This window comes from Sulfurimonas sp. NWX367 (assembly GCF_039667065.1).
GTDB classification, from domain to species: domain Bacteria; phylum Campylobacterota; class Campylobacteria; order Campylobacterales; family Sulfurimonadaceae; genus Sulfurimonas; species Sulfurimonas hydrogeniphila.
Genome location: NZ_JALCZM010000002.1, coordinates 534,931 through 556,513, shown reverse-complemented (window position 1 = coordinate 556,513; position 21,583 = coordinate 534,931). Strand labels below are relative to the sequence as shown.

Annotated in this window: 22 protein-coding genes; 6 read left to right on the top strand and 16 right to left on the bottom strand. The window is 38.2% G+C overall.

Annotation, left to right across the window (positions count from 1 at the left end):
• Positions 1 to 90: 90 nt before the first annotated feature.
• A complete protein-coding gene (gene pckA / locus MNY28_RS07475) occupies positions 91 to 1,680 on the top strand; it encodes a phosphoenolpyruvate carboxykinase (ATP) (protein ID WP_151900941.1) in 1,590 nt (529 codons plus the stop codon).
• Between the two features lie 37 nt (positions 1,681 to 1,717).
• Here pckA and MNY28_RS07470 read toward each other — a convergent pair whose 3' ends face one another.
• Together MNY28_RS07470 and uvrB are read right to left on the bottom strand one after the other, a co-directional pair.
• A complete protein-coding gene (locus MNY28_RS07470) occupies positions 1,718 to 2,278 on the bottom strand; it encodes a DedA family protein (RefSeq protein ID WP_151900942.1) in 561 nt (186 codons plus the stop codon).
• A gap of 123 nt (positions 2,279 to 2,401) precedes the next feature.
• Positions 2,402 to 4,384: an excinuclease ABC subunit UvrB gene (gene uvrB / locus MNY28_RS07465; protein ID WP_151900943.1), complete on the bottom strand. Its 1,983-nt coding sequence runs from the start codon at positions 4,382 to 4,384 to the stop codon at positions 2,402 to 2,404.
• Between the two features lie 124 nt (positions 4,385 to 4,508).
• Between uvrB and MNY28_RS07460 the strand changes: the two genes are divergently transcribed.
• Positions 4,509 to 4,886, top strand: coding sequence for a group III truncated hemoglobin (locus tag MNY28_RS07460; protein ID WP_346389391.1), 378 nt, complete (start codon positions 4,509 to 4,511; stop codon positions 4,884 to 4,886).
• Positions 4,887 to 4,891: 5 nt separating this feature from the next.
• On the opposite strand, the gene MNY28_RS07455 is transcribed toward MNY28_RS07460, so the two are convergent.
• The gene (locus tag MNY28_RS07455; protein ID WP_346389390.1) at positions 4,892 to 6,034 is read right to left on the bottom strand and encodes an aminoacetone oxidase family FAD-binding enzyme; all 1,143 of its coding nucleotides are present in this window, start codon (positions 6,032 to 6,034) and stop codon (positions 4,892 to 4,894) included.
• 246 nt (positions 6,035 to 6,280) lie between these two features.
• Between MNY28_RS07455 and rimO the strand changes: the two genes are divergently transcribed.
• The gene (gene rimO / locus MNY28_RS07450; RefSeq protein ID WP_346389389.1) at positions 6,281 to 7,606 is read left to right on the top strand and encodes a 30S ribosomal protein S12 methylthiotransferase RimO; all 1,326 of its coding nucleotides are present in this window, start codon (positions 6,281 to 6,283) and stop codon (positions 7,604 to 7,606) included.
• Complete coding sequence (gene tilS, locus MNY28_RS07445) at positions 7,587 to 8,579, top strand: tRNA lysidine(34) synthetase TilS (RefSeq protein WP_346389388.1); 993 nt, start codon at positions 7,587 to 7,589, stop codon at positions 8,577 to 8,579. The genes rimO and tilS overlap by 20 nt, the downstream gene beginning before the upstream one ends.
• Here tilS and MNY28_RS07440 read toward each other — a convergent pair.
• The 8 genes from MNY28_RS07440 to MNY28_RS07405 are packed head-to-tail and all read right to left on the bottom strand — an operon-like array spanning position 8,525 to position 14,071.
• Positions 8,525 to 9,082, bottom strand: coding sequence for a hypothetical protein (locus MNY28_RS07440; RefSeq protein WP_346389387.1), 558 nt, complete (start codon positions 9,080 to 9,082; stop codon positions 8,525 to 8,527). The genes tilS and MNY28_RS07440 overlap by 55 nt on opposite strands.
• Positions 9,072 to 9,605 carry a hypothetical protein gene (locus MNY28_RS07435; RefSeq protein ID WP_151900947.1) on the bottom strand — a complete coding sequence of 178 codons (534 nt, stop codon included), beginning with the start codon at positions 9,603 to 9,605 and terminating at the stop codon, positions 9,072 to 9,074. The genes MNY28_RS07440 and MNY28_RS07435 overlap by 11 nt, the downstream gene beginning before the upstream one ends.
• Complete coding sequence (locus tag MNY28_RS07430) at positions 9,602 to 10,639, bottom strand: hypothetical protein (protein WP_346389386.1); 1,038 nt, start codon at positions 10,637 to 10,639, stop codon at positions 9,602 to 9,604. Before MNY28_RS07430 ends, MNY28_RS07435 begins: the two co-directional genes overlap by 4 nt.
• The gene (locus MNY28_RS07425) at positions 10,633 to 11,469 is read right to left on the bottom strand and encodes a tyrosine-type recombinase/integrase (RefSeq protein ID WP_151900949.1); all 837 of its coding nucleotides are present in this window, start codon (positions 11,467 to 11,469) and stop codon (positions 10,633 to 10,635) included. The genes MNY28_RS07430 and MNY28_RS07425 overlap by 7 nt, the downstream gene beginning before the upstream one ends.
• Positions 11,450 to 11,905, bottom strand: a complete 456-nt coding sequence (locus MNY28_RS07420) for a hypothetical protein (protein ID WP_346389385.1) — start codon at positions 11,903 to 11,905, stop codon at positions 11,450 to 11,452. The genes MNY28_RS07425 and MNY28_RS07420 overlap by 20 nt, the downstream gene beginning before the upstream one ends.
• Positions 11,895 to 12,518, bottom strand: a complete 624-nt coding sequence (locus MNY28_RS07415; RefSeq protein WP_346389384.1) for a lysophospholipid acyltransferase family protein — start codon at positions 12,516 to 12,518, stop codon at positions 11,895 to 11,897. Before MNY28_RS07415 ends, MNY28_RS07420 begins: the two co-directional genes overlap by 11 nt.
• Complete coding sequence (miaB, locus tag MNY28_RS07410; protein WP_151900952.1) at positions 12,511 to 13,815, bottom strand: tRNA (N6-isopentenyl adenosine(37)-C2)-methylthiotransferase MiaB; 1,305 nt, start codon at positions 13,813 to 13,815, stop codon at positions 12,511 to 12,513. Before miaB ends, MNY28_RS07415 begins: the two co-directional genes overlap by 8 nt.
• Before the next feature lie 10 nt (positions 13,816 to 13,825).
• On the bottom strand, positions 13,826 to 14,071 hold the full coding sequence (locus MNY28_RS07405) for an HP0268 family nuclease (protein WP_151900953.1): 246 nt from the start codon (positions 14,069 to 14,071) through the stop codon (positions 13,826 to 13,828).
• A 352-nt stretch (positions 14,072 to 14,423) separates the two neighbouring features.
• Here MNY28_RS07405 and nusA point away from each other — a divergent pair, with 352 nt between their 5' ends.
• A complete protein-coding gene (nusA, locus tag MNY28_RS07400; RefSeq protein ID WP_346389383.1) occupies positions 14,424 to 15,560 on the top strand; it encodes a transcription termination factor NusA in 1,137 nt (378 codons plus the stop codon).
• 46 nt (positions 15,561 to 15,606) lie between these two features.
• Here nusA and MNY28_RS07395 read toward each other — a convergent pair whose 3' ends face one another.
• Positions 15,607 to 16,566, bottom strand: coding sequence for an ABC transporter permease (locus MNY28_RS07395; RefSeq protein ID WP_346389382.1), 960 nt, complete (start codon positions 16,564 to 16,566; stop codon positions 15,607 to 15,609).
• A gap of 222 nt (positions 16,567 to 16,788) precedes the next feature.
• Entirely contained in the window at positions 16,789 to 18,042 is a 1,254-nt protein-coding gene (locus MNY28_RS07390) for a hypothetical protein (RefSeq protein ID WP_346389381.1), read from the bottom strand.
• 107 nt (positions 18,043 to 18,149) lie between these two features.
• Between MNY28_RS07390 and MNY28_RS07385 the strand changes: the two genes are divergently transcribed.
• Positions 18,150 to 18,566: a hypothetical protein gene (locus tag MNY28_RS07385; protein WP_346389380.1), complete on the top strand. Its 417-nt coding sequence runs from the start codon at positions 18,150 to 18,152 to the stop codon at positions 18,564 to 18,566.
• A gap of 200 nt (positions 18,567 to 18,766) precedes the next feature.
• Here the strand turns inward: MNY28_RS07385 and fabI are convergent, their stop codons facing one another.
• The 3 genes from fabI to MNY28_RS07370 all read right to left on the bottom strand — a co-directional run bounded on the left by fabI (position 18,767) and on the right by MNY28_RS07370 (position 21,577).
• Complete coding sequence (fabI, locus tag MNY28_RS07380) at positions 18,767 to 19,588, bottom strand: enoyl-ACP reductase FabI (protein ID WP_151900958.1); 822 nt, start codon at positions 19,586 to 19,588, stop codon at positions 18,767 to 18,769.
• Between the two features lie 71 nt (positions 19,589 to 19,659).
• Entirely contained in the window at positions 19,660 to 20,364 is a 705-nt protein-coding gene (locus tag MNY28_RS07375; RefSeq protein ID WP_346389379.1) for a triose-phosphate isomerase, read from the bottom strand.
• Position 20,365: 1 nt separating this feature from the next.
• A complete protein-coding gene (locus tag MNY28_RS07370; protein WP_151900960.1) occupies positions 20,366 to 21,577 on the bottom strand; it encodes a phosphoglycerate kinase in 1,212 nt (403 codons plus the stop codon).
• Positions 21,578 to 21,583 lie beyond the last annotated feature (6 nt).

The window sequence follows — 21,583 nt, the reverse complement described above, 5'->3', positions numbered from 1 at the left end:
TTAATTTATGTTTAGAAGTAGTATAATTTCGCTCTAGAGATGATACACTGCTAAAAAGTATCAATTATTACATATACCACAAGGTAAACTATGAGCATAACAAAAGAATTAGAAGATTTAGGACTTAAAAATGTCGGAAAAATTTATCATAACCTTGACTATGATGAATTAATCAAGCATGAACTTGAAAATGGTGAAGTAAGAAAAACCAAAACAGGTGCAACTGCTGTAGATACAGGTATATTTACAGGCCGTTCACCCAAAGACAAATATTTTGTTGACCGTGAACCATCTAATAAATACATAGCATGGGGAGATGTCAACCAAAAAATCAGTGAAGAAATTTTCAATGAGCTTCTGGATCTTTCCCGTGAACAGCTTTCTGGGAAAAATCTTTATGTGACTGATGTATACAGTGGCGCAAGTCCCGCTTCAAAAAAATCTATTCGTTTTGTGACAGAGATTGCCTGGCAGTCTCATTTTGTTAAAAATATGTTTATTCGCCCCACTCCTTCCGAACTTGCATCATTTAAATCTGATTTTACTGTTTTAAATGCCTGTAAAGCTGTCAATGACAAATGGAAAGAACACGGCATGAACTCTGAAGTTTTTGTTCTCTTTGATATCGAAAGAAACATGGCTATAATCGGTGGTACCTGGTATGGCGGTGAATTGAAAAAAGGTATTTTTTCAATGATGAACTACTGGCTGCCGCTTGACGGAAAACTCTCCATGCACTGTTCTGCAAATGTTGGAGAACGCGGAGACACTGCTCTGTTTTTTGGACTGAGCGGAACCGGAAAAACAACACTCTCAACAGATCCAAAACGTGCCCTCATCGGTGATGACGAACATGGTTGGGATGATTACGGCGTCTTTAACTTTGAGGGGGGATGTTATGCAAAAGTCATTAACCTTGACGCAAAAAGTGAACCTGAAATTTACGGTGCAATCAAAAAAGATGCACTTTTGGAAAATGTTGTTATGCATGATGACGGTGAAGTTGACTATGATGACGGTTCCAAAACCGAAAACACCCGTGTTTCTTATCCTATTGAACACATAAAAAACCACAAGCCTGATTTAATGGCAGGACACCCTGAAAACATTATTTTTCTCTCTGCCGATGCGTTTGGTGTACTGCCTCCGGTTTCAAAACTGACCCGAGAACAGGCAATGTACTACTTCCTCAGCGGATACACTGCAAAAGTTGCCGGAACAGAACGTGGTATTACCGAGCCGGTTGCAACGTTCTCTGCATGTTTCGGTGAAGCATTTATGACCCTGCATCCTACAGTGTATGCCAAACTTCTCGGCGAAAAAATTGACAAACACAATGTAAATGTTTACCTTGTCAACACAGGTTGGACCGGTGGAGGATACGGTGTCGGCAAACGTATGAGTTTAAAAGACACCCGTGCATGCATCAATGCCATACTTGACGGTACCATCAATGAAAGTGAATTTGATACGACAGAGACATTCAGACTGCAGGTACCTAAAACACTGGGAGATATCAACCCTGACCTTTTAAACCCCAGAAATGCCTGGGAAGACAAAGAGGCCTTTGACGCAACCCGCGACAAACTTGCAGATATGTTTGTGGAAAACTTTAAAAGATACCAGGATGCCGACAGCGAATTTGACTTCTCTGCAGCAGGTCCCAAGGTAGAAAAGTAAAAAGCTTTTTGGCTTTTTACTCTTACTCTCTTTCAAGCTACTTTTTTTTCGTAGCCTTTTCCAGATAGATCCAAACTGCTCCGCCGATAGTAAGTAAAATCACAGGGGCTATCCATTTGTTATCATTAATATACAGGGCAAACTTACTCAAAACAGCCCCGAAGTAGTAACTGCTCAGACCAAATGCCAAAGCCCACACAGCAGCTGCAAAAATATTTAATATTGCAAACTTTTTAAAGTCATATTTTGTCAATGCTATTGCAATCGGTACGACAGTTTTTAAACCGTATATAAACTTTTGAATAAAAATAACCCAATCCCCATGTTTTTTTATAAGTATATGTGCAAGTGCGAGTTTACGTCTGTGCTTTCGCAACCCCTCAACCATCATAGACTTCTGGTATCTTGTCAGCCAAAAAAGTAAAACATCTCCAAGCGCATTGCCCAAAAAGGCAATACTGATTGAAAGTGTCAAATCCATCTTCCCCATAAAACTCAAAACACCTGCTGCTACAAGTCCGATGAATCCGCCGCCTAAAGAGTATAAAAAAAGTCCTATATACCCGTATGTTGCCAAATTACTGAATGTATCTTCCATATTTTATTGTTGCTCCTTGTTTGTTACTTTTTGCTTTCTAAATTGCTAAATTTTTCTGTAACCCAGTCTTGAATCTTGAAAGACACAAAGCCCGCACTGAAATACAGGTTCCAAAAAGCAAATCTAAAGTTTTTTAATTTTTGTGATTTCATCACGCAGTCGTGCCGCTTCTTCAAAATTTAGCTCACGGGCAGCCTCTTTCATTTTTAAGGAAAGCTCTTTTATCATTGCTTTTCTTTCACTTGGCGGTATTTTATCCTGTTTTTTGTATTTTTGGTAGAGCCCGCCATGATCTTCAACTTTAAGATTTTCATCCAGGGCCCGTTTTGTTGTTTTTGGCGTTATGCCATGCTTCTTGTTATACGCTTCCTGAATTGCCCGTCTTGCATTTGTTTTGTCTATGGCTCTTTGCATGGAGCCTGTCATTTTGTTTGCATACAGAATGACCCGACCGTTTTCATTTCTCGCTCCGCGTCCTATAGTCTGTACAAGCGCCGTTTCACTTCGTAAAAACCCCTCTTTGTCCGCATCCAAAATTGCCACCAGAGAAACCTCCGGCAGATCCAGACCTTCACGCAACAGGTTGATTCCTATAAGCACGTCAAACTCACCCAAGCGCAATGAACGAATAATTTGGTTTCGCTCGATTGTGTCAATATCTGAGTGCATATACTGTACTTTAATGCCCAAATCCGCCAAATATTTTGTCAAAGCTTCTGCCATTTTTTTCGTCAAAACTGTAATTAAAACACGTTCGTCTTTGACAATGGTCTTTTTAATCTCATCATGTATATCTTCTACCTGATTGTCTGAGGGCTTTATCTCTATAACAGGGTCAAGCAGTCCCGTCGGACGGATAATCTGTTCCGCTTTGACTGCCGACATCTCCAGCTCATATTCAGAAGGCGTCGCCGAGACAAAAAGATAATACGGCGCTTTGTTTATATACTCTTCTGCCTTTAGCGGACGGTTGTCGAGGGCTGACGGCAGGCGAAAGCCGTAATCGACAAGCACCTCTTTTCTGGCTCTGTCACCCGCATACATCCCCCTGTATTGCGGCAGAGAAACATGGGATTCATCTACGATAACAAGATACTCTTTATGGTTTTGTTCAAAATAGTCAAGCAATGTAAAAGGGGCTTCTCCCGGTTTTTTATTTGTCAAAAGTCTTGAATAGTTTTCAATACCCTTGCACATTCCGGTTGTCTGTAACATCTCCAGGTCAAATTCGACACGCTGTTTGAGTCTTTGATACTCGACTAATTTTCCCTCTTTTTGAAAATATGCCAAACGTTCATCAAGCTCTTCTTCTATGCGTTTGACAGCTACAGCCATTTTTTCCTGAGAAACACTAAACTGTGAAGTCGCATAAACAGTAACACTTTTATGCTCTTCGAGACGTTTGTTATCTATGACATCAAAAGTATAAATTGCCTCTATTTCATCACCGAAAAATTCGACACGGATTGCTTCTTGTTCAAAATACGGCGGATAGATATCTATGCTTTCTCCGTTCACGCGAATATGCCCGCTGTCAAAATAGCTGTCATTTCGGGAATATCCCATTTCCACCAAACGCAAAAGCAGTTTCTTCTGCGCTATTTCATCACCGACGGCCAAAGACTGCACCATGTTTTGGTACTCCTCAGGATCTCCCAAACCATAGTTTGCAGAAACAGAGGCGATGACGATAACATCATCATACGAAAGCAGGTTTGCCGTAGCGGAAAGTCGAAGACGTTCAAGTTCATCATTGATAGCGGAATCTTTTTCTATAAAAAGATCCTGACGCGGGATGTAGGCTTCAGGCTGATAGTAATCATAATAAGAAACAAAATATTCGACATGATTGTTTGGAAAAAACTGACGAAATTCTGAGTAAAGCTGTGCAGCAAGCGTTTTATTGTGTGTCATAATGATAGTCGGCATTTTTACATTTTCTATAACGCGTGCCATTGTATGGGTTTTTCCGCTCCCCGTGACTCCTTCAAGAGTCTGGTAACGATTTCCTTTCAGTATGGAGTCGGAGAGTTTTTTTATAGCTGTCGGTTGATCACCCGCCGGTTCATAGGGTGATACTACTTTAAATTCTGGTTTCTTTTTCATTAATGGAATTATAGCCAAATGAAAGAAACATCAAAGATTATAATGTATTTCTGATTGATTTATATCAAGTCAACCTCTGCTATTATATAATATAATTTTATACAAAACAGACAAACGAGGTTTTATGCAATACCAAACTATTACGAAAAAAAACATTCGCGTTATGGTTGACCGCTTTTACAGCAGTGTACTCAAAGACGACCTTATCGCTGATTTTTTTATTGAAAAACTTGGGGATGAGATGATTTCGGATGAATGGCAGCATCATCTTAATCTTCTGACAGACTTTTGGGCAGCGATGACAACAGGCGACAACAGTTATAACGGTACCCCCATAACACCGCACTTGGATATGCCCGGACTTAACAAAGAGAGTTTTCAAAGATGGCTGGAACTTTTTTCTGAAACAATAGACAGACTGTATGAAAAAAAAGCCGCAGATATTTTTAAGACCAGAGGTGAAATGATTGCAAATAATTTTATGAAACAATTGAAACTTTAAATTTTTTATTTTATAAATTTAGCACAACTGTAGGCACTTGAAAATGCCCACTGAAAATTATAGCCCCCGAGTTCGCCCGTTACATCTACAACTTCGCCTATAAAATAGAGACCTTTTACTTTTTTTGATTCCAAGCCATTATATGTAAGCTCATCTGCCAAAACACCGCCTCTGCTTACCTCCGCTTTGCTAAAACCAAAATTTCCCGCAGGAGCAAAGGTATAATTGTGCAATGTTTTTAATGCCTCTTTGTCATGTTTGCTCAGTTTTGTACACTCTTTGTCTTTAAAATCTATCGCGGACAAAAGAGCTTTTGCAAGTCTTTTTGGCAAGGGGATGAGTGAACTCACCAGTTTTTTACTCTTTTGCACCAAATCTAAAATATTTTTATTGGGCAAAAAGTCTATGCTTATTTCCCCTTTTTTCCAATAGAGTGAAGCAGAAAGTATGGCAGGACCACTAATGCCTTTATGCGCAAAAAGCATCTCTTCTTTGAGCATTTTATCTGCCACCTTTACATGTACATAGCAGCTCAGCCCGCTGAGCTCTTTCATCCAAAACTGCTCTTTTTGCAGTGTAAGCCCGACAAGTGCAGGCGTAAATTCTTTCACACCGATACCAAAGCTTTTTGCAATTTGCAACCCTGCATCACTTGCACCAAGCGTTTGAAAACTTTTTCCACCGGTGGCTACAACAACTTTTTTTGCCGTGTATTTGTTTTTGTCTGTCGTAACTGTAAAAAAATCTTCTGATTTGCTTACATGTAACACTTTGTTGTTCAAAATAATTTCACTGTTTTTTGCATTTTTTTTCAATACATTGATAATATCATCCGAAGAGTTTTTACAAAAATAGTAGCGTCCTTTTCTCAGTTCCAACGCTACCCTGTTTCTGTCCAAAAAGTCCAATAAATCATCTTTCGTGAATCGTTTAAAGGCTGCTGAGAGTAATCTCTCTTCACCGTCAAAATTATTTATCTGCACACTGACATTGGTAATATTACATTTACCTCCACCGGAAATTTTGAGTTTCTTGGCAGCTTTTTCATTGCCCTCGATTATAGCAATGCTCATTTTTTTACTCAGACTGCCTGCACACATCAGTCCACTCGCCCCGGCACCAAGAATAATTACATCATAGTTTTTCATAGACTAATTATACGGTATAATTACACAAATATATCGTAATTTAAAATCAATTTTGATCTTATTGCCTTAAATGAAGCAGCTTTTTTGGAACGCGGACTTCAGTCCGGGCTGAGAGTGGCAAGACTATTGCAACAGCCGGCACTGAAGTACCGGTTCCAAGAGGGCATTAAAGGACGGGTTTCAAAAAATCCATTCAGAAAATGAATTTTAAATTGCCATGAAGCAAAAACAATACAAAGAAGAGATATGAGCAACAAACTCCACATAGTTTCACTCGGATGTACCAAAAACCTGGTCGATACAGAAGTGATGATGGGAAAACTACAAAATTTTGAACTCACAGACAACAATGAAGAAGCCGATGTCATTATTGTCAATACCTGCGGTTTTATTGACGCGGCAAAAGAGGAATCAATCAATACCGTGCTTTCTCTGCATGATGCACGAAAAGAGGATTCACTTCTTGTGATGGCAGGCTGCCTGAGCGAGCGCTATCAAGAGGAGTTGATGGAGCAGATTCCCGAGGTTGATATTTTTACCGGTGTGGGTGATTATGACAAAATTGATGAGCTTTTGGTTGAGAAAAAGAGCCGTTTTTCTGATGAAGTATACCTTATTGACGGTGCTGAGCGTGTTGTAACAGGTTCTACATACCATGCCTACATCAAACTCTCAGAAGGGTGTAATCAGACATGCAGTTTTTGTGCGATTCCCTCTTTTAAAGGTAAATTAAACTCGCGTAATTTAGATTCTATCGCCAAGGAAGTTGAAGGACTTGTCAAAAAAGGCTATTGGGATTTCTCTTTTGTTTCACAGGATTCAAGTTCTTATCTGCGTGACCAAAATATCAAAGACGGACTTTCTCTGCTTATTCAGAGAATTGAACTGATTGAGGGTGTCAAATCTGCGAGAATTCTCTATCTCTACCCTTCAACTACAAGCATGAAACTTCTGAAAAATATTGCAAAAAGCAAAGTGTTTCACAACTATTTTGATATGCCTATCCAGCACATTAACGATGAGATGCTGCGTATTATGAAACGCGGATTCGGCAAAGAAAAAACACTCGAACTGCTGAACTACATGAGAAGCCTGCCAGACTCTTTTGTACGCACAAGTTTCATCGTCGGACATCCGCATGAAACAGAGGCAATGTTTGATGAGATGTGTAATTTTGCACAAAATTTCGGCTTTGACCGCATCAATGTTTTTTCCTATTCTGACGAAGAGACGACTTCAGCCCATGATATGCAAGATAAAATCTCAGAAAAAGTCAAAGCCGAGCGTGCACAGATTCTTGGTGATATTGCAGCAGAGTGCACAAAAAAATCTCTTCAAAAAGAGGTCGGCAAAACCACACAAATCGTCATAGACGGGGAGAGTGATGAACATGAGTATCTTTTAAGCGCAAGAGAACTTATCTGGGCACCGGAGATTGACGGTGAAATTTATGTCAATGACAGAACGCTTGATGAAGATTTGGATTTTGGCAAGATTTATCCTGCTAAAATTACCGAGCTAGTCGGAAATATTCTTACAGCAACCGTAGACAATGCTCAAAAGCAAGACTAAAAAGGCCTTACAAACAACAAAAAACCTGCTGGCATTTTCTGCCGGAGGCGACTCTACTGCCCTGCTCTTTCTTCTTTTGGAAAATGACATCAAATTTGATATTGCCATTGTCGATTACGGAATAAGAGAACAAAGCAAAGAAGAGGTAGTCTATGCAAAAGCCTTGGCAAAAGAGTACGGCTTTACATGTAATGTCCATCACGCACAAAAAATTACAACTAATTTTGAAGCCAATGCCAGACAAATTCGTTATGATTTTTTTGAATCTCTTATACAGCAGAATAGTTACGACACCCTCCTCACAGCCCATCATTTGGGAGACAGGTTTGAATGGATGCTTATGCAGTTTTGCAAAGGTGCCGGTTGTGCAGAACTTGCCGGCATGCAGGAAAAAACACAGCGCAACGGCTATATGCTTTACAGACCACTGTTACATGTAAACAAAGAGGAACTTCTTGAATATTTGCATGGAAACAACATTAGATATTTTGAAGATGCAAGTAATGCAGACGAAAAGTATACACGCAACATTTTTCGGCACAACTACACAAACCCTCTCTTACAAAAATATGCACAGGGTATCAAAAAAAGTTTTGCCTACATGGATGCGGATGTAAGGGATTTGATACAGAGTACTTCCTTGCAAAAGATAAATGAACTCGCCTGCTTTAAAAAAACACCTACAAGAAGAAATGACATCTATCATATTGACAAATATCTCAAATCAATCAATCATCTCATGAGTGGCGAAGAAAAAAAATTGCTACAAATTCAAGACAGTTTAGTCATAGGCAGAAAGTATGTGGTGACGATGATGGCAGAGTATATTTTGATTGCACCCTATATAAAACCCGTCAATATGCCAAAAAATTTTAAAGAAAGAATGCGTTCTTTACATGTAGAACCGAAATTACGGGGCTATTTACTCACAGACCCGGAAGCAGTAGAATTTTTATCTTTGTTATTGGTATAAACTTTCATTGTGAATGATGACTTTATCATTTCTCCCTCACGCTTAAAATCTATAGGAAAATTTACGCCTATAATCCAGTCAGCCTTGTTGAGTGCATCTAAAAAATTATAGAAATTTTTTGGTGAACTGATTTTGGATGTTGTATTGACTTCATATGTTGCAAAACCCTCTTCATCTTTTGAGCGCTCCACTTTCATTACATGTAAGGATGAAAAAAAAGTTTTATATTTTTTTTCAAACCTGTCAGGGTTAAATGTCATATCAAATGCAGTTATAATATGTCTGTTCTTACTCTGTAAATCTTTGAGTGTTTTGAGGGTTTTGTCATAAAAATCCTGATATTTACGCAACTCTGCATTCTCTTTTCGCAGCTCAAGCCTGGATTGGCGATACTCTTTTCCTTTAGGAATAAGCAGTCCAAAAGAAAAAACAAGCACAAACAGAAACAGAAAAACAGATATCAGTAAAATATATAAATAGTGACGGGAAATTTTAATTTTCACTGTCTAACTCCTCTGTCTGTGATTCATCCATATAGTTTGTCGATACAAACATAAGCCAACCATTCTTTGCAGGATAAAAGCTGCTGTATGTTTTATGAAAAATTGAACGTAATGGCGCCTGGAGCATAAAATTATAAACATCTTTGTTTGGTGTTATACCATACAGTATCAAACCGTTTTTTAAAAGTTGTGCCCGCGAAAGCGTGATGCGTTGCGGCACCAGGTCAAACAGGTTTGCGATAGAATCTTTTAATACCATATTTTGTGTAAATACTTTTTCTGCTAAAGCCTTTTGCTTTTGAATAAAGCTTATTTGATTCTGCATATGACTGATACTGGCTTCAAGTTCTTTTTTGTGTTCTATGATTGATTGCTTATCCTGTATGAATGTATAATCTTTATAAAGCAAGAACGAATATGTTGCAAGAAGCATTAACAGTGTCATCGCAAAAAAAGTGAACACTATTTGCAATTCCGGTGTCAGAGGCGTCTTTTTTCTTGGTTTTATATAGCTGTATTTCATAAACCAAGCTCCAGCTTTGTGAGTTCACATAACTCGGCTCCAAGATCAGCCTGTCTTACATAAACATTAAAGAACATCTCTTCTTCAAGGTACTTTTTTAAATCGTTTGTCACCCCTGTACCATCGGCAATATAGACATTCTCTACAAATCTGCTTTCATATTTTTCATCTTTGTAAAAGTGTGAAACAGCCAACTGAATGAGTGTAAACCGCTGATAGTCTTCATTAAAAGATTCATTTTGTTCATCTTCAGGCAACGCATTCTCACTCTCAAACAGTTCTTCTTCAACATCTTTACTTTCGGAAAACTCATCGATGTCCTCAATCGAATCCAGATCTTCAATATCACCAAAATCATCTAAAGAATCCAAGTCATTCTCATCAACATCTATATCTTCCAAATCAATACCCTCATCAAGGTCCAGATCAAGATTTGTATCAATATCTTCATCTATTCCTTCATGAAGTGTAATATCTTCAGCTTCATCAGATGCAATCATATCCAGATGTTCTGCATAAAGAAGATTTGAATGTTCAAAAATAGCCACAGAAATTACATTGTTTTGAACAAGAACATACATTGCAAGATTTCCATTAATTTTATCCTGAAAAAAATTTGCCAAAAGAACAAAAGGAGAAAATATCATATCAACACCAATATCTTCATATTTGCGTTCTATCTCATAAATATCATTTTTTGCAGTATAAAAAGTCCATCTGTTCTCAAAGCATTTGTATTTTGACATAGACAAATCAAAATAATGGTCCAACTTGTTTTTTTCACATGAAGGAAGAGCTCCCTGCACCAAAGATGTATCTAAAACAGCTATGTAAAAGTAGGGAGACTCTTTTGTGTATTCAGAAATAAAATCATACATTTGTGTAGTGAGAGAGGTTGTGTGAAATTCAGAGTTTACTTCATCGATTACTCCTTTTTTTCCATATAATTCTATATGAACCAGGGTACTCTCTTTTTGGACAACAATATTCACCAGGACTTTAAGGTAAAAAGATTCCAGTAATCTGCTCAGCACTCGTTCTCCCCTAAGGGGTGTGCTTTGTTGTAATTTTGTTGTTTCAATGCACTGCCTAATTTTGTATATATCTGCGTTGTTGCCATGGATGCATGTCCCAACAGTTCACTGACATCCACTATCGGTGCACCTCCGTTTAACAAAGAGGAGGCATAAGAGTGACGAAGCTGGTGGGGTGTGACTTTCAAGGCTACACGCTTAAATATTTTAGTTATCATATATCTTAGACTATTTTCGCTTAATCTTTCGCCATTTTTTTCAAAAAGAAATTTTTTTAGCACAAAAGTTGACAAATATTCATCAATGAGTGTTCTTGTGGATTTGAGAAGCGGTATATCTCTTTGTTTATTACCTTTTCCTGTAACCCGTATCCATTCACCCGAAATATTTTCCAGTTCCAGTGATGCAAGCTCAGAAATACGCAACCCCACAGTATAGAACATACTCACCAGCAGTTTTTCTTTTAAATCACACTTTTGCAAAGCTTCCAAAATATGTTCATGAGAGATGGGCTTTGGCAGTGTCTTTGCGACCTTTATACTCTCATCCGCCTGCAAGGTTACATGTAAACCCTGTTCTTGTACAAATGCAACAAAACTTCGAACAGCACTTAATTTTTTACTGATTGTTTTTGCATTTAAACCAGCGATGAAAATCCTGTAAGGCATCAAATTTAAAACGGTATGCCCGTTTTCCTCCACTGTCTCTATGTATCCGAATGCTTCACTCAGAACATCTGCATAGGTTTTTATCGTTAAATCTGAATAGCCTCTGTGCTCTTCCAAGGAGGTGAGAAAATCTTTTTTGTATTTATCTATTGACTTTTTCAAGAAGCTTCTCAAAATCTTTATAATATTTTGCTGCTTCACGTACTAACTTTTTATCTGTAATTACGCTTGGAGCAAGTTTTTTATAAGAATCCACCATTATCTCACTCATCAGTTTTATTTTGGCTCTGTCCGCATCACTTATGGTCTCTTTAGCTGCTATAAGATTAATCTCAGTCATATACTCTTTTGCCTGATCTATGTATTTTTTATACTTTATGGAAGTTTTGGACTGTGCCATTATTGTTGCAGCCATGCGGTTGTATATGTCTAGGCTGAAGGCCTCATTGGCACGTTTATAGGCTTCTTCATAATCACCAATCTCATAATAATATTTCGCTTCTATGGACTTTTCATAAGAGGGATTGACCAAAAAGTAGATACCCATAATTACTAAAAAAAGAGCAGCCAAAGCCGGAAAAAAAAATTTATTGTTCATGTTTGAGTAACCCCTTTTTAATCAAGTCTCTGGCCTCTTCAAGTTCAAGCCCTTTTATATCCAGCAAATCACTTATATAATAGGTAATTGTACCAAAAGGTTTGGGAATTACAAACTTATCCCATGAATTCAGCTGCCAGTAACTGCTCGGTTTGATCTCTACAAGGGTAATTTTCACATCTGCTTTTTGTGCCATGACGATGATCCCGTCAGCAACCTCATGCCGTGGGCCTTTTGGCCCATCCGGGGTAATGCCCAGGTCATATCCCTCTTTTAAAGCCTTTATCCCTTGCAAAAGCGCTCTTGCAGCATTGCGTCTGCTTGAACCCCGAATCGTTTTAAAACCAAAATAACTGAGTGTTTTTGCGATGAGTGTGCCATCAAAATGATCTGAAATTATAAGTTTTACATGAGGAGTTTTTCTGTAGTGTAAGTAGGCATAGGGAATCATCAAAAGTTCCCCGTGCCAGCAAGCCATTATGAAGTTCTCTTCACCAAGTGTTGCAGGCGCATGAAAAACTTTTTTATTTGTAAGGTAGAGTAGTTTTATAAGCAAAGAGCCTGTAAAGGGAAGGAGGTAAAGTGCAAGAGAACGGCTTATCTTCTTAAGCAACGACTTCGCCTGTTAAAATTGTTCTGCCGATAGAAGTAATTTTAACATCTCTAAACTCTCCTAACAACTCTTCGCTCCCTTTGACTTTGATTACGAGGTTATTATCACTTCTGCCTGAAACAAAATTATCTTTATTTAGATTTTCAAAATAAACACGAAAAGTTTGTCCCAAATACTTTGCATTGATCTCATCTAAAAGTTCATTATGCAATGATTGCAGATACGAAAGTCTCTCTGAAGCTACTTCTTCATCTACCGTATTTGTAAAATGCTGTGCTTCTGTTTCAGGACGAGGAGAATATTTGAATGAAAAAATCTGATCAAACTTTACCTGTTTCATCACATCAATTGTATCTGCAAAATCTTCATCACTCTCACCGGGAAAGGCTACTATAATGTCTGTTGATATACTTACATCAGGACACTCTGCGCGCAGTTTTTGCACACGGTTTAAGAACCACTCTTTTGTGTACCCGCGTTTCATATCTTTGAGCACTTTGCTTGAACCGCTTTGCAGTGGCATATGCATAGATTTGCAGATTTTAGGATTTTTGGCAAATTCTTCTATAAATTCATCATCCATATGAAAAGGGTGCGGTGAAGTAAAACGGATACGTTCCAGGCCCTCTATTTTTGAAAGTCTTCGCAATAATTCCGTAAAATTTACCTTTTCATGTTCACTTGATGAAAAACGGCGCCCGTAATTGTTGACATTTTGCCCGAGTAAAAATACTTCTTTTGCACCGTTGCTGACTGCGCGTTTTGCTTCATTTATAATCAAATCATCAGGAATCGAAATTTCATCTCCGCGTGTTTTTGGAACAATACAAAATGTACACCGCTTGTCACAGCCTATTGAAATGTTGATATATGCTTTATAGGGGGATGTTCTAAAATCATCAAAAGCAAATTCACTCTCATCATAATTTATGTCTATTTCCACAGCTTTGTCTTTATGTAAAACTTCACCGATTTTAGAAACATTTCTTGCACCCAGAACAAAATTAACATAGGGTGCCCGTTTTATAATCTCTTCACCGAGATGAGAAGCGGTACATCCGCATACACCGATTTTAGCCGAAGGTTTTTTTCGTTTGTTAAAACCGCCGAGCTCGGAGAAAAGCTTATGAACAGGACGCTCTCTCACAGAACAGGTATTTATCAAAATAAGGTCGGCCTCTTCAAGGGTCTGTGTCGTTTCATACCCCTCTTTTTCGCGTAACTGTGCTATCATATGTTCAGAGTCACGAGAGTTCATAGCACAACCCAAGGTTTCAATAAATAACTTTTTACTCATAAACTGCTCTTTAGCTCATGATGTGAACTTGGTACATGTAGTCATTGTCTGACAATCCGTACTTTACTTCACTCATATAAAAACTTTTTCCCATTGCTTCGTAATGGTCTTGCAGTTCGAGTAAATCTTTATGTGAATTTTCTCTGTCAAAATAAAATATTATACTCTCATTTTTTTCTACTTCTGCATCCAATTTAGCTAAATCAACTTTTTTCGGTTTTGCTTCTAAATCAGTTCTTGCAAATTTCAAATCCATTACTTATTCCTTTAATTTATTCTATACATTCAAGGGAACCTTTTTATTCCCTATTTACATGCCAAAGAAAATATACCCTCATGGGGTACCTTGATTCCTTTGACTGCGTTAATACCCCGAGGGTACTTCCTCGCTTCACTTACAGCGCACAGGTTTCCTTCGACAGGAAGTCCACGCCGCATTGCGGCTTTTTATAACTCATAAAAGTTTTGGATTATACTCAAAATCTACTAAAAATTGGGTTAAAGCTATTTTTAGTAGATTTTGGATACAATTATATACTTCAATTAAGAAATCCCCCGTCATAGCAATTATCAATGTCAGATTTCTTAAAAATACTAAGGAAATACCTATGGAAAAAATTTTAGATATAGCCGAAGCAATCGGTCATGAAAAGGGTTTACAACCTGAAAAAGTAATGGAAGCACTGAAAACTGCTTTTGTACAAACTGCAAAACGTGTAATCGGACAAAACTTTGCTTTTGAAGCAGATGTTGATGAAGATACAAAAAATTTAAAAATTATTCAGACAATCACAGTTGTTGCTGATAATGATGAAAAACTCCAGGATGAAGAGATTGCCCCCGCATATATTTCACTTACCGAAGCAAAAGAGTATGATGATCAAGTAGAAATCGGAGATCAACTCCAAATTGACCATGACCTTGAGGACTATGGCAGAACAGCCGCTTCACAACTTCACCGTGAAATAGAGTACCATATACAAAGACTTGTGGAAGATGAAATTTATAACAAATACAAATCCAAAGTAGGTACACTTGTCAGCGGTCGTGTTACACGTGTTGATGCACAAAACAACACATACATCGAAGTGGATGAAATTCGTGCAGTTTTACCAATGAAAAGCCGTATAAAAGGCGAAATATTTGAAGTGGGTGATCACATAAAAGCGGTTGTAAGGCGTGTAAATATGGACAAAGAAAACGGGATGCAAATCGAACTTTCTCGGACAAGTCCAAAATTTTTAGAAGCACTCTTGGAACTTGAAGTGCCAGAAATTGCAGAGGGTTCGGTCATCATAGAAAAGTCAGCCCGTATTCCGGGTGAGAGAGCAAAAATCGCTCTTATAAGCACACACCCGCAAGTGGATGCTGTCGGTGCAACAGTCGGTGTCAAGGGTGTGCGTATCAATGCGGTAAGCCAAGAGTTGATTGGTGAAAACATTGACTGTATAGAGTATACTACCATTCCTGAACTTTTTGTATCACGTACAATGAGTCCGGCTATCATCTCTCATGTAGAAATTGTCAAAAACGAAGAGGGCGAAAATGAAAAAGCCATCATTACACTGCCTACCGACCAAAAAAGCAAGGCAATCGGAAAAAGCGGTATCAACATCCGTCTGGCTTCAATGCTCACAGGTTTACAGATAGAACTTGTAGAAAATGATGCTGTCACTACAAATGAAGACGGTACCGTAGAAGAGAAAAAAGAGAGTGTTGATGCGTTGGAGGCACTTTTTAACTAGAAAAATTTTTGGAATCGGTGCATTAGTGCCGGCTGTTCCTGCTTACTTATGTTCTATTCATATAAGGATTTAATTTCAACAAAAGCAGATCTGCCAACATATTCCCCACAAGTGTCAACAATGCGGTTATCATTAAAATCCCCATAATGATGGGATAGTCTCGTGATAATGCCGAGATGTAAAAAAGCTGTCCCATCCCCTCTATACCGAAAATAGACTCCAAAATAACACTCCCACCGATGAGTCCGGGCAAAGAAAGCCCCAACAGAGTTATAACAGGTGGCATCAAATTTGGTAAAATATAATATCGCAACAGCTCTTTTTTTTCTAAGCCACGGGCACGTGCAAAAAAGTAATAATCACTTTTGAGTATCTCCAGAGTCAATGACCGGATGTAAATTATCATACTTCCCAAGCCTGTAAAAATCATTACCGACACTGGCAAAGTCACATGCCATGCCATATCTGTATAATTTGCAAAACCCTCTTTTGCTTCAATCGAATGAAGTCCCGCTATAGGAAACCATTCAAGTTTTATGGCAAAAAGAATAATAAAAATCAATGCAAGATAAAATGAGGGCATAGAAAAAGAGACTAAAGATATTTGACGAATAATATAGTCGCTCTTTTTTTCATACGAGAGTGCTGCTTCGATACCCAGATATAAAGATAGCACAAAAACAACAACCAAAGAGATACTGTTCATCCAAAGAGTTACAGGCAGGCGTTTGAGTATCTCAGAACTTACATCCTGACCACTTACAAATGATATGCCAAAATTAAGCATAGTAATGTTTTTTACCCAAGAAATATACTGCTCAAGAAGTGACTTGTCCAGTCCATACACAGCTTTTAGTTTTTCTATTGCCTCTTTCGTCATATTCGGATTCAATTCTCCCGCTCCAAAAAAACTGTTTGGTGCAGCGTGAATAGCTAAAAAAGAAATGATTGAGATTAGCAGTAACATAAAAAGGATATAGGCTGTTTTTTTCATAAAAAGTGTCATATCTCTGCTATAAACCCTTTCGTATATATTCAGAGTATTGTCTTATATCACTACTCTCTGTTTGATTATTTTTTGCATAGGAGCCAAACAGATATGCAAATTCTATTTCATTAATTTTTGCCATAAAGATATTATATCATAAGTTAAAAAAATATCTTTGTTAGTGTTTTTGAAGAAGAGTAGAAAAGACCAACTCCCGGAAGGGAGCTAGAAAAGTTTAGACTAGAAGTTTAAAGTTAAATATGCTTGTACTATATTGTCATTTGTTGCTGCATCTGTATTAATAAATACTAATGTTGCATCTAATGGTCCAAATGATTTGCCAGCAGTTACTGTAAGTTCTTTAAGATCTTGACTACCAGTTGCTTTATGGTTAACATCTGTATAATAAACACCTAAATCAAATAAACCCTGTACAGGTGATGTAACTGTTAAGTGGATTGAATCAGTATCACTCATAGTAACCTGTCCATAGTTCCACCATACTTCTGTGTAAAGTTTTGTTTGTGCAGTTGTTGCTGCTGTTGCAGTATTGAAACCGGCATAACCGATTGAACCACCTTTGTTTACTGATGAGAAAGACAAACTTGCAGCAAAAAGATCTTTCATTTCGTACCCTACCTGTAAAGCATATACATCATCAGCTTTTGCTCCACTTGCTACAGATTTAATATTAGAATATTGTGCACCTACAGTAAGACCTGCTACACCTAAGCCGCTAGCATCTAAATCAGCTTGTAACCAATAAGCATCTGCAACTGCAGTAACACTGTAGTACCACGCTTGTGCAGTTAATGGTTTAAATGAATTATTTATAACACCAACAGCATATGCTCCTGATTTACCATATGTATCAAACTTACCACCTTCATTTACTAAAGGTGCTGTTGCAATTGGACCTGCTGCCAAAGATGATCCACCAAGACTTTCTGTACCATTTCCGTTACCTACATATGCACCTACTAACGTAGTGTCTGGAAGATCTTGATTAATAACTACAGCCGCTTCAAAAGTATTTTTTTCAATAGACCATGTTTCTGTAAATGCTAATGGTGTATCTAATTCCATACGCCCAAGTTTTACTGTAGTTTTTCCAGCAGTTGCTGCAATCCATGCTTCATTCATCCAGTTAGGAGTATTTACATGTGCACCGCGACTTGATGTATTAGGAGTAATCCCATGTGCACCACCCCATACACTGCTTACAAGGTTTTGCTCTAAACCTAATGTTGTAAGTACTGTATAACCGGCACCGGCACTAATTGCCACAGTCGAATTTTTTACTAAATCAGTTGTAACATTTAGGTTGATTGAGGCATCTGCTGAACTGTTGTCTTTATCAAAAAAAGAATTGCTTCCCGCATCAGTTGTTTCATAAAACAAGTTAGCATCACCACTAATTTTTGTGTTTTCAATTGCAAACGCACTTGAACCTATTAGCAGCGCTGCCACCAAACTCATTTTTGTAAATTTCATATTTTCTCCTTATCCTTTTACAAATTTCACGGGTAGTATAGCATAATCAACTCTTAACTTTTCATTAAAGTGATGAATTATTATACAAAATAAGATATAATTACAATATGAAACAATTAATTACAACATCACTAACAATACCACTCTTTATATTACTCAGTGGATGCGCGACAGACGCTCCTGTGGCACCATCACAAAACAGTGATTTAAATAAGATAAGTAACTCAAACGGCAAAGCAAAACCGGGATTAATACAAAAAAATCTCGACAGTTGGCTCAAAAATGAGTGGACACCTACTGTAAATGAAGACAGAAAAGTGCAAAAAAAATATATGAAAAAAGTAGATATGAACGCTACAAATACCAGCAACGACAGGGAAGAAAAATATGTAGAGGACAAGGAAAGGAACTTTACACTTCAAGAGTATGTTGACAAAGCGGCAGCATATTCAAAATTACATCCTTCTGATGAAAAGGATTCTCATGTGAAAAAACTGGGAAATATGCCTGTTATAGGGAAATAATCCGTTTTTTTTCAGTTTAGCCCGCACTGAAGTACGGGTTCCGGGTTTTTTCGGAATCGGTACTTTCTATGCTAAAGCATGACTTGTGAGAAAAACTAAATTTTTTTCTGTAATGCCGACTGTAACTTTGTTGTCTTCTCAGCCCAGATTGAAATCTGGGTTCCAAAAACTTAATTAACTTACATGTAAGCTAAGAAATCCTATTTTCTGGTATCCCATGCCAAGACAGTTTTGCCTTCTTCGTTAGTAGCTGCGGCTGCCATACCCATGATGTTGTACCCTGCATCCACATAATGCACTTCACCTGTTACACCTGAGCTTAGATTGCTCAACAGATACATTGCAGAGTTGCCGACTTCGTCTATTGTTACATTTCGCTTCAATGGAGCATTTGTTTCATTCCAGTTCAGTATCTGCTTAAAATCACCTATCCCTGCAGCGGCAAGTGTTTTGATAGGTCCGGCAGAGATAGCATTGACACGTTGCCCTTTTGCACCGAGTTCAACTGCCATATAACGTACACTCGACTCCAAGGCTGCTTTTGCCACGCCCATTACATTATAATTTACAATGTATTTTGGTCCGCCAAGATAGGAAAGTGTCAAGATGGAAGCATCATCAGACAAAACAGATTCCAAGCGATTGGTCAAATCAATAAAAGAGTAGACAGAAATATCCATGGCAATCTGAAATGCACTTTTTGTTGTTTTCATAAAAGGTGCAGAGAGTGCCTCTTTTGGTGCAAACGCAACAGAATGCACCAAAAAGTCGATTTTTCCAAAATCTTTTTCAATTTTAGCAGCAATCCCGGACATATGCTCTTCATTTGAGACATCTAACTCATATACACAGTCACTTCCAAACTCTTTTGCTATAGGTTCTACTCTTTTTTTCAAGGCATCATTCAAATATGTAAAAGCCATTTCAGCTCCCTGTGCCGCACAGGCTTTTGCTATGCCGTATGCTATGGATTTATTGTTTGCCAGACCTACTATTAAGCCTTTTTTTCCTTTCATTATCATTCGATTTTTTCCTTTATAATTAAAATTTTAGTTTTAAAGACGCAAAGCCCGAATTGGAGTACGGGTTTCGGTTAGATGTGGTCTAACTCGTCTGCCGACTCTATCATTGTACAAAAATGTTCAGCATATAATGCTGCACTGCCGACTAAAACACCGTCAACATTTTTTACCTGCAAAATATCTTTAACATTGTTGACTTTCACGCTGCCACCGTATAAAAGAGGTGCAGATGATTTTTTCTTCAATTCGGAGTGAATATCTTCTATATCCTCTAGCGTCGGTATTTTGCCCGTACCTATGGCCCAAACAGGTTCATAGGCAATAATCAGGTTTTCATATTGGGTATCAATGCCTTCATATTGTTGATATAAATATGCAAGCATCTCCTCTTTTGAAGACTCTCTCACAGCAAGCGGCTCGCCTACGCAATAAATAATCCTAAAACCCTGTTCTTTAAAATAGTGAAATTTTTCAGCTATGAATTCTTGGGACTCACCCAAAATATGACGACGCTCACTGTGCCCTATCAGTATAGTTTTAATGCCAAACTCTGCAAGATGTTCCAGCCCTATTTCACCCGTGAAAGCTCCTTTTTCAACAGGATATGCATTTTGGGCACCTACAGTGATATCCGTCTTATAAGCATCAAGGGATGATATTGCAGGAAAAACTATAACCTCTTGTGAACTCTTTTGCACACAGGAATCCAACTCTTGCATATATTTGTGTGTCGCTTTTCTTGTAAGGTTTGTTTTCAAATTCGCTGCAATAATCATCTTAGTCCTTTTTATCTGTAGTTTCTACCATCAAAGGTTGTACACCCGGAAGAACCTTGCCCTCAAGCAACTCCAATGAAGCACCGCCGCCTGTAGAGATAAAGCTGATGTCTTCATCAACGCCCACTCTTTTTACCAAATCAGCAGTATCACCACCGCCTACGACTGTCGTGGCATAGGTATCTGCTACAAAATGTGCTATTTTTGAAGAACCTCTGGCAAATTTTTCCATTTCATAGACGCCCATAGGTCCATTCCACAGTACTGTCTGGACATCATTGAGCGCCTCTCTGTACAGTCTTACAGTTGCAGGACCGATGTCAAGTCCCATCCATTTTTGTGGAATCTCTTGCACTGTGACAATTTTACTGACAGCATCTTCAGAAAATTTTTCTGCTGCTATAACATCCACTGGCAGATAGAATTTCACACCCAGTCTTTTTGCTTCATCCATAATATTTTGTGCTTCTTCCAGTAAGTCATCTTCCACAAGAGAAGCGCCTATTTCATAACCCATCTGTTTTAAAAATGTAAAAGCCATGCCTCCGCCGATGAATACTTTGTCAACTCTAGGCAGTAGATTTACAAGTGCTTCAAGTTTACCTGAAACCTTGCTTCCACCGATAATAGCAGCAAACGGACGGACAGGATTGTTCATAAGTTTTGAAAAGTACTGAATCTCACGCTCAAGCAAAAAGCCGGCTGCTTTGTGCTCATTGTCAAAAAACTTTGTAATGCCGTGTACAGATGCATGCGCTCGGTGACTGACACCAAAAGCATCGTTGATATAAAACTCTGCCATTGATGCAAGCTTTTTTGACAACTCCGCATCATCTTTTGTCTCCCCCGGCTCGAAGCGCAAATTTTCAAGCAAAAGTACCTCATGCCGGGGCAAATCTTTTGCTTTTTGCATAGCATCTTCACCGACAACATCTTTTGCCAACGCTACATGACGCTTTAAAAGTTGCTGTAAACGCCTTGCGACAGGAGCCAAAGAGTATTTTTCTACAACTTCTCCTTTCGGACGACCAAGATGAGATGCCAATATAACAGCACAGTCCAAATCAAGACAATAGTTGATAGTCGCTATAGCAGAACGAATCCGACGGTCATCTGCAATGTTTCCAAACTCATCCATAGGCACATTAAAGTCACATCGAATGAAGACCTTCTTATTTGCTATATCTAATTTTTTAAGGTGTAATAGTTCCAAATTTTT

Bases quoted from the DNA above. Each gene is read 5' to 3' on its own strand.
- pckA (WP_151900941.1), top strand. From the start codon at position 91: ATGAGCATAACAAAAGAATTAGAAGATTTAGGACTTAAAAATGTCGGA.
- MNY28_RS07470 (WP_151900942.1), bottom strand. From the start codon at position 2,278: ATGGAAGATACATTCAGTAATTTGGCAACATACGGGTATATAGGACTT.
- uvrB (WP_151900943.1), bottom strand. From the start codon at position 4,384: ATGAAAAAGAAACCAGAATTTAAAGTAGTATCACCCTATGAACCGGCG.
- MNY28_RS07460 (WP_346389391.1), top strand. From the start codon at position 4,509: ATGCAATACCAAACTATTACGAAAAAAAACATTCGCGTTATGGTTGAC.
- MNY28_RS07455 (WP_346389390.1), bottom strand. From the start codon at position 6,034: ATGAAAAACTATGATGTAATTATTCTTGGTGCCGGGGCGAGTGGACTG.
- rimO (WP_346389389.1), top strand. From the start codon at position 6,281: ATGAGCAACAAACTCCACATAGTTTCACTCGGATGTACCAAAAACCTG.
- tilS (WP_346389388.1), top strand. From the start codon at position 7,587: ATGCTCAAAAGCAAGACTAAAAAGGCCTTACAAACAACAAAAAACCTG.
- MNY28_RS07435 (WP_151900947.1), bottom strand. From the start codon at position 9,605: ATGAAATACAGCTATATAAAACCAAGAAAAAAGACGCCTCTGACACCG.
- MNY28_RS07420 (WP_346389385.1), bottom strand. From the start codon at position 11,905: ATGAACAATAAATTTTTTTTTCCGGCTTTGGCTGCTCTTTTTTTAGTA.
- miaB (WP_151900952.1), bottom strand. From the start codon at position 13,815: ATGAGTAAAAAGTTATTTATTGAAACCTTGGGTTGTGCTATGAACTCT.
- MNY28_RS07405 (WP_151900953.1), bottom strand. From the start codon at position 14,071: ATGGATTTGAAATTTGCAAGAACTGATTTAGAAGCAAAACCGAAAAAA.
- nusA (WP_346389383.1), top strand. From the start codon at position 14,424: ATGGAAAAAATTTTAGATATAGCCGAAGCAATCGGTCATGAAAAGGGT.
- MNY28_RS07395 (WP_346389382.1), bottom strand. From the start codon at position 16,566: ATGACACTTTTTATGAAAAAAACAGCCTATATCCTTTTTATGTTACTG.
- MNY28_RS07390 (WP_346389381.1), bottom strand. From the start codon at position 18,042: ATGAAATTTACAAAAATGAGTTTGGTGGCAGCGCTGCTAATAGGTTCA.
- MNY28_RS07385 (WP_346389380.1), top strand. From the start codon at position 18,150: ATGAAACAATTAATTACAACATCACTAACAATACCACTCTTTATATTA.
- fabI (WP_151900958.1), bottom strand. From the start codon at position 19,588: ATGATAATGAAAGGAAAAAAAGGCTTAATAGTAGGTCTGGCAAACAAT.
- MNY28_RS07375 (WP_346389379.1), bottom strand. From the start codon at position 20,364: ATGATTATTGCAGCGAATTTGAAAACAAACCTTACAAGAAAAGCGACA.